The 13,878-nt window shown below is 65.1% G+C and carries 14 protein-coding genes, 1 tRNA gene and 1 pseudogene; 4 read left to right on the top strand and 12 right to left on the bottom strand.

What is annotated here, in order from left to right; genetic code table 11:
- Positions 1–19: 19 nt before the first annotated feature.
- From A8V01_RS10820 to A8V01_RS10805, 4 genes are read right to left on the bottom strand one after another with little or no spacing between them, the layout of a single operon-like run.
- Complete coding sequence (locus A8V01_RS10820) at positions 20–1,864, bottom strand: acetyl-CoA hydrolase/transferase C-terminal domain-containing protein (protein ID WP_103095860.1); 1,845 nt, start codon at positions 1,862–1,864, stop codon at positions 20–22.
- The gene (locus A8V01_RS10815; protein ID WP_245892421.1) at positions 1,861–3,954 is read right to left on the bottom strand and encodes a 3-hydroxyacyl-CoA dehydrogenase NAD-binding domain-containing protein; all 2,094 of its coding nucleotides are present in this window, start codon (positions 3,952–3,954) and stop codon (positions 1,861–1,863) included. Before A8V01_RS10815 ends, A8V01_RS10820 begins: the two co-directional genes overlap by 4 nt.
- Positions 3,951–5,258, bottom strand: a complete 1,308-nt coding sequence (locus tag A8V01_RS10810; RefSeq protein ID WP_103095859.1) for an acetyl-CoA C-acetyltransferase — start codon at positions 5,256–5,258, stop codon at positions 3,951–3,953. Before A8V01_RS10810 ends, A8V01_RS10815 begins: the two co-directional genes overlap by 4 nt.
- Positions 5,255–7,501, bottom strand: coding sequence for an acyl-CoA dehydrogenase (locus tag A8V01_RS10805; RefSeq protein ID WP_103095858.1), 2,247 nt, complete (start codon positions 7,499–7,501; stop codon positions 5,255–5,257). Before A8V01_RS10805 ends, A8V01_RS10810 begins: the two co-directional genes overlap by 4 nt.
- A gap of 221 nt (positions 7,502–7,722) precedes the next feature.
- On the opposite strand from A8V01_RS10805, the gene A8V01_RS10800 reads away from it, so the two are divergent.
- Positions 7,723–7,890: a DUF1328 domain-containing protein gene (locus A8V01_RS10800; protein WP_103095857.1), complete on the top strand. Its 168-nt coding sequence runs from the start codon at positions 7,723–7,725 to the stop codon at positions 7,888–7,890.
- Positions 7,891–7,931: 41 nt separating this feature from the next.
- Here the strand turns inward: A8V01_RS10800 and A8V01_RS10795 are convergent, their stop codons facing one another.
- On the bottom strand, positions 7,932–9,377 hold the full coding sequence (locus tag A8V01_RS10795) for a L,D-transpeptidase family protein (protein WP_103095921.1): 1,446 nt from the start codon (positions 9,375–9,377) through the stop codon (positions 7,932–7,934).
- Positions 9,378–9,561: 184 nt separating this feature from the next.
- Between A8V01_RS10795 and A8V01_RS28150 the strand changes: the two genes are divergently transcribed.
- Entirely contained in the window at positions 9,562–9,741 is a 180-nt protein-coding gene (locus tag A8V01_RS28150) for a hypothetical protein (RefSeq protein ID WP_146037235.1), read from the top strand.
- Positions 9,742–9,748: 7 nt separating this feature from the next.
- Here the strand turns inward: A8V01_RS28150 and A8V01_RS29210 are convergent, their stop codons facing one another.
- From A8V01_RS29210 to A8V01_RS10765, 7 genes and pseudogenes are all read right to left on the bottom strand, one after another.
- Positions 9,749–10,072 (bottom strand): glutathione binding-like protein, encoded by a 324-nt coding sequence (locus tag A8V01_RS29210; protein ID WP_245892420.1) that lies wholly within the window; start codon positions 10,070–10,072, stop codon positions 9,749–9,751.
- A gap of 125 nt (positions 10,073–10,197) precedes the next feature.
- Positions 10,198–10,338 (bottom strand): annotated as a pseudogene (locus tag A8V01_RS29205) (glutathione transferase GstA); the annotation flags it as partial.
- Positions 10,335–10,490 (bottom strand): hypothetical protein, encoded by a 156-nt coding sequence (locus A8V01_RS10780; protein ID WP_245892419.1) that lies wholly within the window; start codon positions 10,488–10,490, stop codon positions 10,335–10,337. The gene A8V01_RS10780 and the pseudogene A8V01_RS29205, both read right to left, overlap by 4 nt.
- A 46-nt stretch (positions 10,491–10,536) precedes the next feature.
- Positions 10,537–10,959 carry a polyketide cyclase gene (locus A8V01_RS10775; protein ID WP_103095856.1) on the bottom strand — a complete coding sequence of 141 codons (423 nt, stop codon included), beginning with the start codon at positions 10,957–10,959 and terminating at the stop codon, positions 10,537–10,539.
- 96 nt (positions 10,960–11,055) lie between these two features.
- A complete protein-coding gene (locus A8V01_RS29760) occupies positions 11,056–11,292 on the bottom strand; it encodes a phage integrase central domain-containing protein (protein ID WP_425437310.1) in 237 nt (78 codons plus the stop codon).
- Between the two features lie 34 nt (positions 11,293–11,326).
- Positions 11,327–11,581: an Arm DNA-binding domain-containing protein gene (locus tag A8V01_RS10770; protein ID WP_103095855.1), complete on the bottom strand. Its 255-nt coding sequence runs from the start codon at positions 11,579–11,581 to the stop codon at positions 11,327–11,329.
- 25 nt (positions 11,582–11,606) lie between these two features.
- Positions 11,607–11,696: transfer RNA gene (locus tag A8V01_RS10765), tRNA-Ser, on the bottom strand.
- 161 nt (positions 11,697–11,857) lie between these two features.
- Between A8V01_RS10765 and A8V01_RS10760 the strand changes: the two genes are divergently transcribed.
- Together A8V01_RS10760 and A8V01_RS10755 are read left to right on the top strand one after the other, a co-directional pair.
- Positions 11,858–12,865, top strand: a complete 1,008-nt coding sequence (locus tag A8V01_RS10760) for a lytic murein transglycosylase (protein WP_103095920.1) — start codon at positions 11,858–11,860, stop codon at positions 12,863–12,865.
- Entirely contained in the window at positions 12,849–13,820 is a 972-nt protein-coding gene (locus A8V01_RS10755; protein WP_103095854.1) for an SPOR domain-containing protein, read from the top strand. Before A8V01_RS10760 ends, A8V01_RS10755 begins: the two co-directional genes overlap by 17 nt.
- Positions 13,821–13,878 lie beyond the last annotated feature (58 nt).

Raw genomic sequence — 13,878 nt, 5'->3', positions numbered from 1 at the left:
TGACGCCAACCCGCGATCGTCAAAGACCCTCGGATTGGTCCTCCCGGCGCAGGGCGGCAAGCACCAGCGCGCGATAGCTGCGTTCGCGCAGGCCGTGCGGCTCGGCCAGGCCCATGCGCTCGAGCGCTTCGGCCTCGGCTTCCGTCGGCGCAGCGCCGGTCAGGCCATGCGCCATCAGTCCGGCCAGACCGGATGGGTGATGCGCGATCTCTGCAAGGTGTTGCAGGGCCGGAAGGAGCCGTTGTTCGACGGGCGTGAAATCGGTCCCGAAAGGATAGGGCGGGAACTGCGAAGCGGACAACGACGCCGCAAGCTCCTCCGGAAGATTGCGGCGACAGGCATCGTCCGGCATCCAGTCCGGTGCCAGCTTGCCGGCATCGCGCGCTGTTTCCATCAGTTCGTCCTGAAACCGACTGTCGGCCACGGCGACGAGGCGCCGGATCACTTGTTCGTCGCTCACGCCGCGCAAGTCGGCGACGCCGTATTCGGTGACGACAATGTCGCGCAGATGCCTCGGGATCGTTTCGTGACCATAGGACCAGACGATGTTGGAGCGCAGTTCACCGTCATGCACCCGTGTCGCGGGAAGGGTGATGATCGAGCGCGCGCCTTCGAGTTCCAGCGCCTGCGCAACGAAGTTGTACTGCCCGCCAACGCCGCTGACCACCCGGCCGCCCTCCAGAGCGTCCGACACCGTCGCGCCCAGCAATGTCACCATCATCGCGCTGTTGACGAACCGGGCACCGACACGGCCCGCGCGCTTGGCCTGCTCGTCACCGTAGAGCGCATTGATCCAGGAGATTTCGCGCATGTGGATGCGGGCGCGGGTGTCCTCGTCCATCTCGCGCAGCGCTGCATAGAAACTGCGCGGACCGATGAAGAAGCCGCCGTGCAGCACGGCCCCGTCGACTTCGCGCCTGAGGATGCCGGCGCGCAGCAGTTCGAGGAACCCGTCGACGAGCATCTCGGTCGGTGCGTAAAGCCCCTGCTCGAACGGCGAGGCTTCGACCGGAGGGCGCGCGCCCACGGTGATCTCGGCCAGCGTGCGGGCGAACGCGCCGGGCTCGCGGTCCCTGCGGATCAGCGCGTGCGCTACGGCATCGCCGATCTCGCCGATGCCGATCTGGAGCGATCCGCCATCGGGCACCAGCGAGGCGACATGCAGGCCGATCGCGTGCTGCGCGGGACTGATCGGCTGCTTGGGCGGTCCGAACAGGGCAAAGCGCGTCTCGGCGCTGTCGAGGATCATCGCGAAACGATCGGAGGGCAGGTCGGCGGGGCCGGTCATGAACGGCAGTTCGTCGTTGACTTGCCCCACCAGCAGGAAATCCGCATTCCCTGCGTCACGCGCGGCGAGCAGGTCCAGCGTCATGTCGGTGTTGCAACTCAGGCTGAAGCGTTCGCCGCGCCGGGCTACGATCTGCGCGATGACGTTGACGCCCTGATCGATGAGGCAGCGCATGGCGTGGGTGTAGTTGACCGAGATGTAGCTGCGCTGCGCGTCATCGTTGCCGAGGCGGCTGCCCGCCTGGAAGAAGAACTCGTTGACCTCGATGTTGGGCGGCATGTCCCCGGCGCGCTGGGCGGCGGCGTAGACGAATTCGGGATAGCCGCCCATCGTGCGGTCGAACACCGGTCGCAGAAAACGGCGCTCCAGTTCGCTGCCGAGGGGAGGGGGCTCCAGCGTCAGGGCGGTGAAGATGGTAAGGTGAATGGCGGGATCGGCGCGCGCCATCTCGAACAGTGCGTTGGCGACGTGCGGTGCCTTGCCCAGCCCCAGCGGCAGGCCGAGCACAATCCTGCCCCCGGTATGCTCGACGATGCGGCGGGCGACCTCTGCGGGGTCGGAAAGGCAGAGGCTCACCGCAGCGCTTCCCAACCCGCGTCGGGTGCGAAGCGGGCGCCGTGCTCGTGTTCCAGCGCAGACAGTGCGGCGAGGACGTCGTCGATGCCGCGCTGTTGCGCGTAATGGATCGGACCGCCGCGAAACGGCGCGAATCCGGTACCAAAGATCATTGCCGCATCGATCACGTCGGGATCGTCGCTGACGTTCTCGCGCAGCACGGCGACGGCCGTATTCACCATCGGCAGGATGAGCCGATCGGCTAATTCGGGATCGGGATCGGGACTGTTGCTCTTCACCGGCTTGCCGTCGCGCCAGACGTAGATGCCCTTGCCAGTCTTGCGGCCCCTATCGCCGGCGGCAACCTTGTCGGCCAGCCACTGCGGCGCATCGGGCAGCGCCCAGCCGAGTTCGCGCTTGAGCATTGCCGCCACGTCCAGCGCCACGTCGAGACCGACCTGATCGGCCAGTTCCAGCGGCCCCATCGGCATCCCGAACCCGGTGGCGACGCGATCGATGGTTTCGGGTGCGAGCCCCTCATCCATCAGGATCAGCGCTTCGGCGAGATAAGGCGTGAGGATGCGGTTGACGATGAACCCCGGAGCGCTGCGGGCAGGCGCCGGTAATTTGCCGATCCGGCCGACGAAAGTACGCGCGGCAGCCTCGACCTCCGGCGCAAGGCGATCGTGCGCGATCACCTCCACCAGATCGAGGCGCGAGACGGGGTTGAAGAAATGGATGCCGACCAGCCGCTCGGGCCGCGCCAGCCCCTCGCGCAGTTCGGGCAGGGGGATCGACGAGGTGTTGGTGGCAAGGATTGCGCCTTGCTTCATGCGCGGTTCCGCCTCGGCGTAGAGCGTGCGCTTGAGGTCGGCCTTCTCGGGCGCGGCCTCGATCACGAGATCGGCCTGTGCGATGCCGAGGCCATCCGGATCGGGGATCAGCCGGTCAAGCGCGTCGCGCACCTGCAAACGGTCGCCGTGCGCGATCTTCTCGTAGAGTTTCGCGGCGCGGGCCTGCGCACCGCCGATCGGCTCCGGCTTCACGTCGGACAGGCTGGTGCGCAGGCCCTTCCATGCGCACCATGCGGCGATGTCACCGCCCATCGCGCCCGCACCGATGACGTGGACATGGCGGATGGCATCGGTCTTGCCGGCAAGATCCTTGAGCGTCTGGCGCAGGAAGAACACGCGGATGAGGTTCTGCGCGGTATCGGTCAGCATCAGCTTCGCGAAGGAGGCGATCTCCGCGCGCTTCATCGCATCAAGGTCGCCGCCGTGCTCTTCCCACAAGTCGATCAGGGCATAAGGCGCCGGGTAGTGCGCGGAAGGTGCCTGCTGCTCGGCTTCGGTGCGCATCTGGCGGGCGGCGATGCGGCGGGCGGGCGCGCTGTCCTTCGCCTTGTCGAGCACACCCTGACGGGCCTGCGGCAAACTGCCGGCCACTGCGGCATCGACGGCGGCCTGCACATGGCGCTCGGGCACCAGCGCGTCGATGAGGCCCATCGCCTTCGCCTGCCGGTCGTGGATCGTCTTGCCGGTGAGCATCAGGCTCATCGCCGCGATCGGATCGCAGATGTGGGTGAAGCGTGCGGTTCCGCCAAGGCCGGGGTGCAGACCGATCTGCACTTCGGGAAAGCCGAAGCGCGTGCCCTCCACGGCAATGCGCTGCGTGCAGGCAAGCGCGATCTCCAGCCCGCCGCCCATCGCATAGCCGTGCATGACCGCGATGGTCGGGATCGTCAGCGCCGCCAGCCGGTCCACCACGGCATGGGCCTGCTCGATGCGCTTGCGGATCGCGGCCTCGTCAGTGACGCCGCGAAACTCGCCGATGTCCGCGCCCGCAAGGAAGCCTTCACGTTTACCCGAACGGATCACCAGAGCTTTTGGCGCGCGCTGGTCGATCCGGTCGAGGATCTGCGCGAATTCCTCCAGCACCTCCTGAGCTAAGGTGTTGGCGCCCGAACCCTGCTTGTCCAGCACGGCCCAGGCGACCCCCTGCGCATCGCGAGTCAGTGTCCAGTGACGCATTCCCTCGGAGGGGACGGGACGCGGGCCGAGCGTCAGGTTGCGGTCTTCGAGATAAGTCCAGACGGGGTCCTGCATGGTCATGCGGCTGCTCCCACGTTTGCAATGCGTTCGATCAGCATGGCGCCGCCCTGGCCCCCGCCGATGCATTCGGTGGCGATGCCGAGTTCGCCGCCATGGCGTTCCATCGCCTGCACCAGATGCAACGCAATGCGCGCGCCGCTGGCGCCGACCGGATGGCCAAGCGAGATCGCCCCGCCATCGACGTTGATGCGCTCGCGCGCGATGCGCCCCGCCGCGCCGTCGAGGCCGAGGACTTCGCGGCAGAAATCGTCGTCCTCCCACGCCGCAAGGCATGCGAGGACTTGCGCGGCGAAAGCCTCATTGAGTTCCCAAAGATCGATGTCGTCAAGCACAAGCCCGCCCCGCTTCAGCAGCTCGGTTGCCGCCAGCACCGGCCCGAGGCCCATGATCGCGGGATTGAGCGCGGACCACTGGCTGTCGAGGATCTTGGCGCGCGGCGTCAGTCCGTACCGGGCTACCGCGTCCTCGGAGGCGAGGATCGTCCAGCAGGCGCCATCGGTGATCTGCGAACTGTTGCCCGCCGTGACCTTGCCGTAGGGCGGCTCGAAGACGGGGCGCAGCTTCGCCAGCTTGTCCGGTGCGCTGTCGGGTCGCACGCCGTCGTCGTGGTCGTGGACGGTGCCGTCCCGCGCGAAGGCGGGGACGAGTTCGCCCTCCAGCCAGCCTTCGGCCTGCGCGCGGGCGAGGCGCTGGTGGCTCTCCACCGCATAGGCATCGGCCTGTTCGCGGCTGATGCCGAACAGATGCGCCAGCAGTTCCGCGGTCTGGCCCATGCCAAGGTCGGTGATCGGATCGGTGAGCCCCCGTTCGAGCCCGACGATGGGTTTGAGGAAATCGGGCCGGAATCTCGCCGCCGCCTTTAGCTTGCCGAGCGGGCCGTCCTTGCTGCCCTGCATCGCCGCCAGCCATTCCACCGCATCCTGCCGCAGCACCAGCGGCGCATGACTGAGCGCTTCGGTGCCGCCCGCCAGGATCAGGTCGCCGCCGCCGTCCGCGATATAGCGATAGGCGGTATCCATCGCCTGCATCCCTGAGCCGCAGTTGATCTGAACGGTGAAGGCGCTCGTCTGCGCGCCGCAGCCAAGCCGCAGGGCCGCGACGCGGGCCGGATTGGCCTCGTCGGCGATGACGTTGACGCAGCCGAGGATCACCTGATCGATCGCCTCGGGCGCGAACGGCTGGCGCAGCAGCAGCGGGCGGCCGCATTGCACCGCGAGATCAACCGGAGTGAACGGCCCCGGCCCGCCACGGACCTTGAGAAACGGCGTGCGGGCGCCATCGACGATGTAGACCGCGCGGCTCATTCGGCGGCCTCGCGCATTGGCGTATCCGTTTTGCGGGTCAGCTCCTCGGGAGCGAAGTCATCGACGGCGATGACTTCGCTCACTGCTCCGTCCGCCTCGCGTAGTTGCTCGCGTTCGGCTTGGGAGATCAGCCCCGCCGCGAGCGCTTGGTCGGCGTCGCGGATGCGGGCCTGCTTCATGCGGTCATGGATCGGCTGGGTGTCGACGGTCTTGCGGAACGCCTCGGTCAGCCGCGCGACCGCCTCGTCCTCGCCGCCGATGTAGACGTTCTCGACCAGCCGGTCGCGGGCGGAACAGGGTTCCAGCAGGATCGACGCGGCGCGGCGTATCGTCCGGTCGGTAGGGCCGTTGCGGCGGCGACCGTAAGGCATGATGAACAGGCGCAGCATCCAGCCGACCGGGCGCGCCGGGAAATTCTCGATGATCTGCGCGAAGCTCTGCTCGATGCTGGCGAAGCCGCTCTGCATGCACCAGTCGAGCAGGGGCAGGTCGTCATCCTGCCGCCCTTCGTCCTCCCAGCGCTTGAGCGCGCCTGAAAGCATATAGAGTTCGGACAGCACGTCTCCGAGCCGCGCCGAAAGCAGTTCGCGCCGCTTGAGCTCGCCGCCCAGCGTCAGGAACGCGATGTCCGAGCAGAACGCGAAGGCGGCGGCATAGCGGCTCATCTGGCGATAATAGCGCGTGGCCTTCCCCGCCTTCGGAGCGGGAGCGAAAACGCCGCCGCTCCAGCTGCGCACGAAAGCGCGGATCGCGGTCTTGAGGGCGTGGCCGACATGCTTCCACAGCACCTTGTCGAAATTGGCCAGCGCGCGCCCGCGATTGGCATCGCCCACCGCACGGATCTCGTCGAGGAGATAGGGATGCGAGCGGATCGCGCCTTGTCCGAAGACCATCAGGCTGCGCGTCAGGATGTTCGCGCCCTCGACGGTGATGCCGACGGGAATCGCGCGGTACTGGCCGCCCATGTAGTTGCGCGGGCCCTCGATCACCGCCTTGCCACCGTGGACGTCCATCGCATCGTTGATGACGACGCGCATCCGCTCGGTCGCGTGCAGTTTCAGGATCGAGGAGATCACGGCGGGGTGGTTGCCCTGATCCAGCCCTGCACATGTCAGCCGCCGCGCGCCGTCGAGCAGGTAGGCATTGCCCGCGATCCGGGCGAGGCGTTCCTGGATGCCCTCGAACTTGCCGATCGGCAGGTTGAACTGCGAGCGAACGCGCGCGTAGGCGCCGGTGGTGTGCGCCGCGAAGGCGCCTGCCGCCGCCGACAGCGAGGGCAGCGAGATGCCTCGTCCGGCGGCCAGCGCGCTCATCAGCATCTTCCAGCCCTGACCGACCCGCTCGGCCCCGCCGATAACGTTGTCGAGCGGGATGAAGACGTCCTTGCCCTCGTTCGGGCCGTTCTGGAAGGTCTGCATCGAGGGGATGTGCCGCCGCCCGATGGTGACGCCGGGCAGGTCGGTGGGCACCAGCGCCACGGTGATGCCGATCTCGTCCTGTCCGCCAAGAAGATGCTCGGGATCGCGCAGCTTGAACGCGAGGCCGAGGATCGTGGCGACGGGGCCCAGCGTGATGTAGCGCTTGTGCCAGTTGAGACGGATGCCCAGCACCTCCTCACCCTGCCACTTCCCGTGGCAGACCACGCCTTCGTCTACCATGGCAGCGGCATCGGAACCTGCCTCTGGACTGGTGAGGCCGAAGGCGGGAATCTCGCGTCCATCGGCGAGGCGGGGCAGCCAGTGGCGCTGCTGCGCCTCGGTGCCGAAGCGCAGGATGAGTTCACCCGGCCCGAGCGAGTTGGGCACCATCGCCGTCACCGCTCCCGAAACCGAGCGGGTGGCGATCTTCCTCACGATCTCGCTATGCGCGAAGTTTGAGAAGCCGAGGCCGCCGTGCTCTTTCGGGATGATGATGCCGAAGAACTTCTCGGACTTGAGATAGTCCCAGGCCTCGGGCGGCAGGTCGTGGGTTTCCCAGGTCATGCGCCAGTCGTTGATCATCGCACACAGCGTTTCGACCGGGCCGGCTATGAACGCCTGTTCCTCCACCGTCAGCGTGGCGGGCGGCACGGCCAGCAAGGCGTTCCAGTCGGGATTGCCGGTGAACAGGGCAGCGTCCCACCACGTGTTGCCGGCATCGATCGCCTCGTTTTCCGTGGCGGACAGTGCGGGCAGCGCGGATTGCACGAGTGAAAGCACCGGGCGCGTCAGAACTTCACGGCGGGCGTTAGTGACAAACGACATCTTCAGGCTCCTTCTCCACAGGAGCCAACGCACAGAAGGCGCGCATGATCCGACCCATCGCCAACCTTATCTTCAGCCCGTCAGGGTCATTCACCTACCGAACGGCACCGCAGTTGTCGGGATTGCACATGATGTGTCTGGAACATTGCCAATGCCGGAAAGTTTGCCGGTCCGAGTACGTCGAAGTGATCGATGCGGCTTTTTGAAACGGGAGATGCCTGATGTTTCGCTGGACCATAATTTTTGCAGTAGTCGCAGTCATCGCCGCGCTTCTGGGTTTCGGGGGCGTGGCAGGTCTTTCTGCCGGCCTTGCCAAGATTTTCCTGATCCTAGGCGTCGTGATTCTCGTTCTCGGTTTCCTGTTCGGACGCGATACGAGGGTACGCTGAACCTTTGCCCATTTCCCGCTAAACGGCGCGCCCAAGGTGTCTTAAGGCCCGACGTCGCCGCCATTGGCGCGCAACTGGTGGTTGGTCCCTGCCGCGAAACCCAGCGCCGTCGCCACGCTCTCGTCGCGACCATAGGGATCGGAGCGGATGACCGGCTCACCATCTTCACCGAACAGAACGGTGTCGTAGAGAAGCCGGACGGGAATCTCGCGCGGCAGCGGCACGAAGGTTTCCTTGCCGGTGGCGCGCGCGCGGTGCCATTCGTCGAGCACGCCTTCGTCCCTCGCCAGCATCTCGGCAAAGCCCAGGGCATCCTCCACGCGCACGCAGCCGTGGCTGCGCTGGCGCTGCACTTCCTGGAACAGCTGCTTGGCAGGGGTATCGTGCAGGTAGATCTGGTGCTCGTTCTTCATGTCGAACTTGACGAGGCCCAGCGAGTTCTTCGGACCCGGCTGCTGCACCACCCAGCCATCCTTCCACGCCATGTTGTTGCGGCGCAGATAGGCGCTGCCCTTGCCGGCGATTTCCTTGTTCTGGATCGAGCGCGGGACAGTCCAGGTCGGATTGGCGACAAGGCGATAGATCGGCGAACCCAGCTGCGGAGTCTGGTTCTCCGGCTTCCCGACGACGACCTTGCGCGTATCGACCATCTTGCCGTCGCGCCAATAGATCAGGCGGCCCGCAGCGACATTGACATCGATGCGGGTCTTGGGCGGGTCGCGCTGCAGCCAGCGCATGCGCTCCATCGCGACTGCAATTGCCCGCACCTTGTCCGCATCGGAAAGGTTGAGGATTTCCAGCGCATCCTTGCCGATTACGCCGTCGGGCTTGATGCCGTAGTCCGCTTGCATTCGCTGCACGGCCTTCACCATGGCCGGCGAATAGCGGTCACCTTGCGTATCTTTGCCGTCAAGATAGTCGGACGCCACGAGCTGGCGGGCGATCAGCGGCACACGCGGGTCGGTGTTGCCCGGCTTCAGCAGCTCGCTGTCGTGCGCGATGGCCGGGGTGGGTGCGTCGCTGCTGCCGCGAAGGGACATGTAGGCTTTCGAAAGGCGCCGGTAGCCGTCATCCTGGGGCGCGAGACCTTCCAGCCAGTCCTTGAGGTCGCCGCCCTTCAAAGCTTTGGCAAGGCCGGGCAGGAGGTTCGGGTCAGGCCTCGGCACGGAATAGATGTCGTAAAGCTTCTTCGGGTCGCTGGCACCGCGCGCCAGCGCCGACGCGTAGCGCAAGGCACTTTCGGTCAGCGCGCGATCGCCTTCTGCACTGCCGGGCCGGCCATCGACCGCGAAATTCATGTGATCGAGGCCATGCGCTTGCCGGCTGTCGATCGCAGCGCGCAGGTCGCGAACGGCCGCATCGTTCCAATGAACTTCAGAGATGCTCACGGCCGGCGCAGGCGCGTCGGGTGTCTCGGAGCCGGACCCGCATGCAGCGAGTGCAACAGTCACGGCAAGCAGCGAGGAAACGATCAACCGATTGCGCACATGGATCTCCTTGTATGACCCCAGGTACAACCGACAGACATAACGGGCGTTGCTCGCCATCTGACTTTTAGGCCCGAATTCAGCTTCTTGCCGCGAAGATCATCCGCCCCTTGCCGAGGAAAGAGAAGACGTCATCGAGCTTGTTCTCCTCCACTGCAAAGCAACCCTGACCGCGGCCGAGCACATGGTGCATTTCCTCGTCATGGCGATCGACCGAGGACTGACGGCGAGCGAGATACTGACCCTCCCGTTCTATCACCCCACCTTCGAGGAAGGGCTCAAGCCCGCACTGCGCGAGATCTGTTTGCGGACAGGCGGGCCCGTCGCCATGGAGCGCGACGACGGGTTTCTCGCAGGGGCCTGAGGATGAGCTAGCCCAGACCCTCTTCTGACACAGCCTGCCGTATCGACGGTCGCTGGGTCAGCTGGTCGAAATAGCGGGTGAGGGTATCCGGTAGCGGCAATTTGGCTTTCTTCTGCGCCCACATCAGCATGACGAAGAAGTAGCAGTCTGCCGAAGTGAAGCTGTCGCCGACGATGTAATTGCGTTCAGCCAGCTGTGCCTCGAGGTAGGCGAAGCGCCTGGCCAGATTGCCTCCTGCTGCCTTCTTAGCCGCATCGGTGCTGTCCGGCATGAAGAACGGCTTGAAGCCCTTGTGCACTTCGGTCGAGATGAAGGCGATCGTCTCCAGCAATTTCCAGCGGTTATCCGGTGACGCTGCGAGCTTCCCGGATTGGTCCGCAAGATAGCTGAGAATAGCGATGTTTCGGTGAAGATGGTGCCATTGCTGAGGGCAAGCGCGGGGACGTAGGCCTTGGAATTTATCGTGGTGTAGTCGCTGCCGGTCTCGGTGCGCTTTTCCTTCAGGTCGACCTTTTCCAGCGTGTACGGCAAGCCGGCTTCGGCAAGGGCGATATGGTCGGCCAGGCTGCAAGCGCCCGGTGCATAGTAGAGCCTCATGGGACAGGTCCTCTCTTGTGTTGATCCGTGCGGTCAACTTGGGTGGTCCGGTTTGGACGCTGATCGTCTGAACCAAGATCGCTGCGCATCTGGCCATGTGCCAACACCGCGAACAGGCCGGTGCCGCCGACGATATTGCCGATCGCCGCCATGATGAAGCCGGCAGGTACTCCGTTTCCTCGCTACTTGGCCCGTCCGTCATGGAACATCCCTGTCCGGCCGACTACCTTCCAGGAGTGCCTTAAGGCTCTCGAGATCCTGGCAGACCATGGCGGCATCGCGATCGAATTCCGCGTCGCTCATGTCCGGTTGTCGATAGAGGGTGAAGACCGCCTGGGTCCCTGTCCCGTTCTCGATCAGCCGCAGCGGGATATGTATGACCGGCTTGCCGGGCAGCGTGACCCAGTGATCGAGAACGCCGAAATCGTTGGGCGGGGTGAACCGGATCCTGGCTTCACCGACGGGCGTTTCGGCCCGCCATTCATCGCCGTCCCGGTGGAGCGACGACGACATGCCCGCAGCCCATTCGGGGAAATTCTCCGGCACGTGAGCGACGGCATAGGCCTCCTCAAATGGGCAGTTGATCGCGATGCCGATCAGGCGGGCTTCGTGGGTTGCCATGATGCAGGTTCCTTTGCTGCCTATAACCCGTGAACGGGCACAGGGTTCTGCACTGGCAAAGGCGGGGTGACTGTCGGCGAGGGCGGCTCGTCGCTGTCACGAAACCGGGCACGGCGCAGCGCATTGAGAGGTCTTCATGCTGCAGGCGATCGCATAGACAAATACCGCAGAGATTCGCTGCCTCAGCCGCCGTGCTGATTCGATGGCATGGCGCTCTTCGACTGATCGCAGAATCTGGATAATTTTCGGCGGCGTCAATTCAGCGATTGGAAGATCTCCGATGGCTGGGAAGACATCGCATTCAAAACTACGCAGGATGTCTCCGGCATGGATCCGGGCCCACTGCGGCTCGACGGTTTCGAGCCAGTCATGTGCGACAAGTTCGAGCGTATTGCGGGCTGTTCAGATTTTCCTCGATCCGCAATTTCTTCTGAATGGCGCGATCTTTCCCCTCGAGCAGGATGGCGCGGTTCTCATCGCGCTTCGTCCTTGCATCGGCCAGAGACACAACTGGATAGCTCTCGAACGCCATCGTCTTCTGTTTGCCGTCGTAGGCGTAGTTCCATTTCCAAGGCCTGGGCCCGCATGGGTTCACCAGAAGGTAAAGCCGATGGCTGTCCATCTGTGGCCCCTTGTGGAGGGGGATTTGGCGGACAGGGTGGGATTCGAACCCACGGTGAGCTTGCACCCACGGCGGTTTTCAAGACCGCTGCCTTAAACCACTCGGCCACCTGTCCGCTCTGTTGTTGCGCATAGCCCAAAGTTGGGCTGGCGCAAGGGGTTGATGCTCGATGAAGAGCATTAGGTTTGCGGCGACTGTCCACGACGGCGCGCGTCGGCCCATTTGCAACCGAGGCGCTTTGTGCGAAGTTTCCTGGCGATGACCTTTGCAACCTTCATGCGATCGCTGCGTCTTCCCGTCTTCGCCATAGTGCTGGCGCTACCTGCGGCGCAGGCCTGCGCGCAGCCGGAAACGTTCCCCGATTACCTGCGCACCGTGGCATCTCACGCCCGCACACAAGGGGTCAGCGAGGGGGCGATTTCCGCCGTTCTCTCCGGCCTCACGCCTAATGAGCGGGTGATTGCGCTTGATAATTCGCAGCCCGGCAGTCGGGGGGCGCCGCCGCCGCTGGCGCCTTACATCTCCCAGCACGTGGGAAGTTCGATCGTGGCGCGCGGAAAGTCGCGCTACGCTTCGCTTGGCTCGATCCTGCCCGGGATCGAGCGTCGCTATGGCGTGCCCGCACCGATTCTTTTCGCGATCTGGGGGCACGAGACCAATTACGGCAGCTATACCGGTGATTTCGACCTTGCCCGATCTCTGGCCACGCTGGCCTGGGAAGGGCGTCGCCACGAACTGTTTGAAGGCGAACTCATCGCACTCATGAAGATGGTGGATCGGGGCGTGCCCCGCTCGCAACTGAAGGGCAGTTGGGCAGGCGCCTTCGGCTATCCGCAGTTCCTGCCAAGCGTCTACCTGCGGCTTGCGGTGGATGGTGACGGCGATGGGCGGGCTGACATCTTCTCGAACTCGGCAGACACTCTGGCATCGATCGCTAACTACTTTCGTGATGCGGGATGGCGGCCGGGCCAACCCTGGGGCGTGCGCGCAAGCCTGCCTTCCGGCTTCAACGTGAACGCCTATGCGACAAAGCTGTCCTCGCCCTCCTGCGCGGCAGTCCATGCCCGTCATTCACAGTGGAAGCCGGTGTCGCAATGGCGCGCCCTTGGCGTAACGCCACAGGGCGCCATCGGCGGGGACGTCCTCGCATCGCTCTTTCAGCCTGACGGGCCGGGCACGCCTGCTTATCTGTTAACCGGTAATTATCGGGTTATCCTCCAGTACAACTGCTCGAACTACTACGCCATGTCCGTGGGGTTGCTTGCAGATGAGATTGCCCGTTAACCATGCCCTGCCGCTTGCGGCGCTGATCCTGCTCGGCTCGGGAGGGGCCTTTGCCGCTTCCCGATCACCTCAGGCCGTGGCCCCCGCGACGGGGCCTGCGGCTGACTATCCCGTCGTTGTCGGAGAGCCTTTCACTATCGGCAGCACCGTCTGGACGCCGACAGACCAGCTCAACTACGACGCCGTCGGCAATGCCGTCACCGGGCAGGGCGAGGGTGTTACGGCCGCACACAAAACACTGCCGCTGCCCTGCTATGTCGAGGTTACTTCGCTTGGCACCGGCAGGACCATCCTTGTCCGGATCGAGCGACGCGGGCCAATGAGCAACGATGCGCTCATCGAACTTTCACCGCAGGCATCGGCGCAGATGGCGCTTCCCGCCGGAGTGAAGGCCGCAGTTCGCGTCCGTCGCGTCAACCCGCCCGAGCAGGAACGCGCCATGCTGCGTGCCGGCAATCGGGCGCCCGAACGCATGGAGACGCCGGAAGGGTTGCTTAAGGTTCTGCGCCGAAAGCTCGCCGAGCAATCGCCGCTGCTGCCCCCTCCTTCGACGCCGCCGGCCATGCCATCAGGGCAGCCTCCGGCAATCGCTTCCGCGCCGAAGGCGGCACCGCCGGCGGTCACTGCGCCGACGCGGACTACGCCAGCACCAAAGCCTGCCGCAACCAGTGTCGTGGCGCCTGCGCCAGAAGCTCCGGCACCGAAACCTCCGGCGCCAAAGCCCGAGGCATCTCGGCCTGCCGAGAAAGGCTCCACTTACGTTCAGGTGGCGGCATTTTCGTCCGAAGCGTCCGCGCGCAAGGTTGCTGCACAGCTTGGTGGCACGGTATCGGCAGCGGGCAAGTTCTGGCGCGTACGGCTTGGTCCTTACGCGAACCGTGCAAAAGCCGCGCCGGCGCTGGAGAAGGCCCGAAGCGCGGGCTATAGGGATGCCCGAATCCTCGGCGCGGACTGAACGTTAAACCTTTCCCGCGCGCAGCCAGACGCCTACAGGCGCGCGGGAGAAGTCGGGT

The organism is Novosphingobium guangzhouense (assembly GCF_002896965.1).
GTDB classification, from domain to species: domain Bacteria; phylum Pseudomonadota; class Alphaproteobacteria; order Sphingomonadales; family Sphingomonadaceae; genus Novosphingobium; species Novosphingobium guangzhouense.
Note: the sequence above shows the minus strand (reverse complement) of the source record. Positions and strands in the feature narration are given on the sequence as shown.

Bases quoted from the DNA above. Each gene is read 5' to 3' on its own strand.
- A8V01_RS10815 (WP_245892421.1), bottom strand. From the start codon at position 3,954: ATGACCATGCAGGACCCCGTCTGGACTTATCTCGAAGACCGCAACCTG.
- A8V01_RS10810 (WP_103095859.1), bottom strand. From the start codon at position 5,258: ATGAGCCGCGCGGTCTACATCGTCGATGGCGCCCGCACGCCGTTTCTC.
- A8V01_RS10805 (WP_103095858.1), bottom strand. From the start codon at position 7,501: ATGTCGTTTGTCACTAACGCCCGCCGTGAAGTTCTGACGCGCCCGGTG.
- A8V01_RS10800 (WP_103095857.1), top strand. From the start codon at position 7,723: ATGTTTCGCTGGACCATAATTTTTGCAGTAGTCGCAGTCATCGCCGCG.
- A8V01_RS28150 (WP_146037235.1), top strand. From the start codon at position 9,562: ATGGTGCATTTCCTCGTCATGGCGATCGACCGAGGACTGACGGCGAGC.
- A8V01_RS10780 (WP_245892419.1), bottom strand. From the start codon at position 10,490: ATGGCGGCGATCGGCAATATCGTCGGCGGCACCGGCCTGTTCGCGGTG.
- A8V01_RS10775 (WP_103095856.1), bottom strand. From the start codon at position 10,959: ATGGCAACCCACGAAGCCCGCCTGATCGGCATCGCGATCAACTGCCCA.
- A8V01_RS10770 (WP_103095855.1), bottom strand. From the start codon at position 11,581: ATGGACAGCCATCGGCTTTACCTTCTGGTGAACCCATGCGGGCCCAGG.
- A8V01_RS10760 (WP_103095920.1), top strand. From the start codon at position 11,858: ATGCGATCGCTGCGTCTTCCCGTCTTCGCCATAGTGCTGGCGCTACCT.
- A8V01_RS10755 (WP_103095854.1), top strand. From the start codon at position 12,849: ATGAGATTGCCCGTTAACCATGCCCTGCCGCTTGCGGCGCTGATCCTG.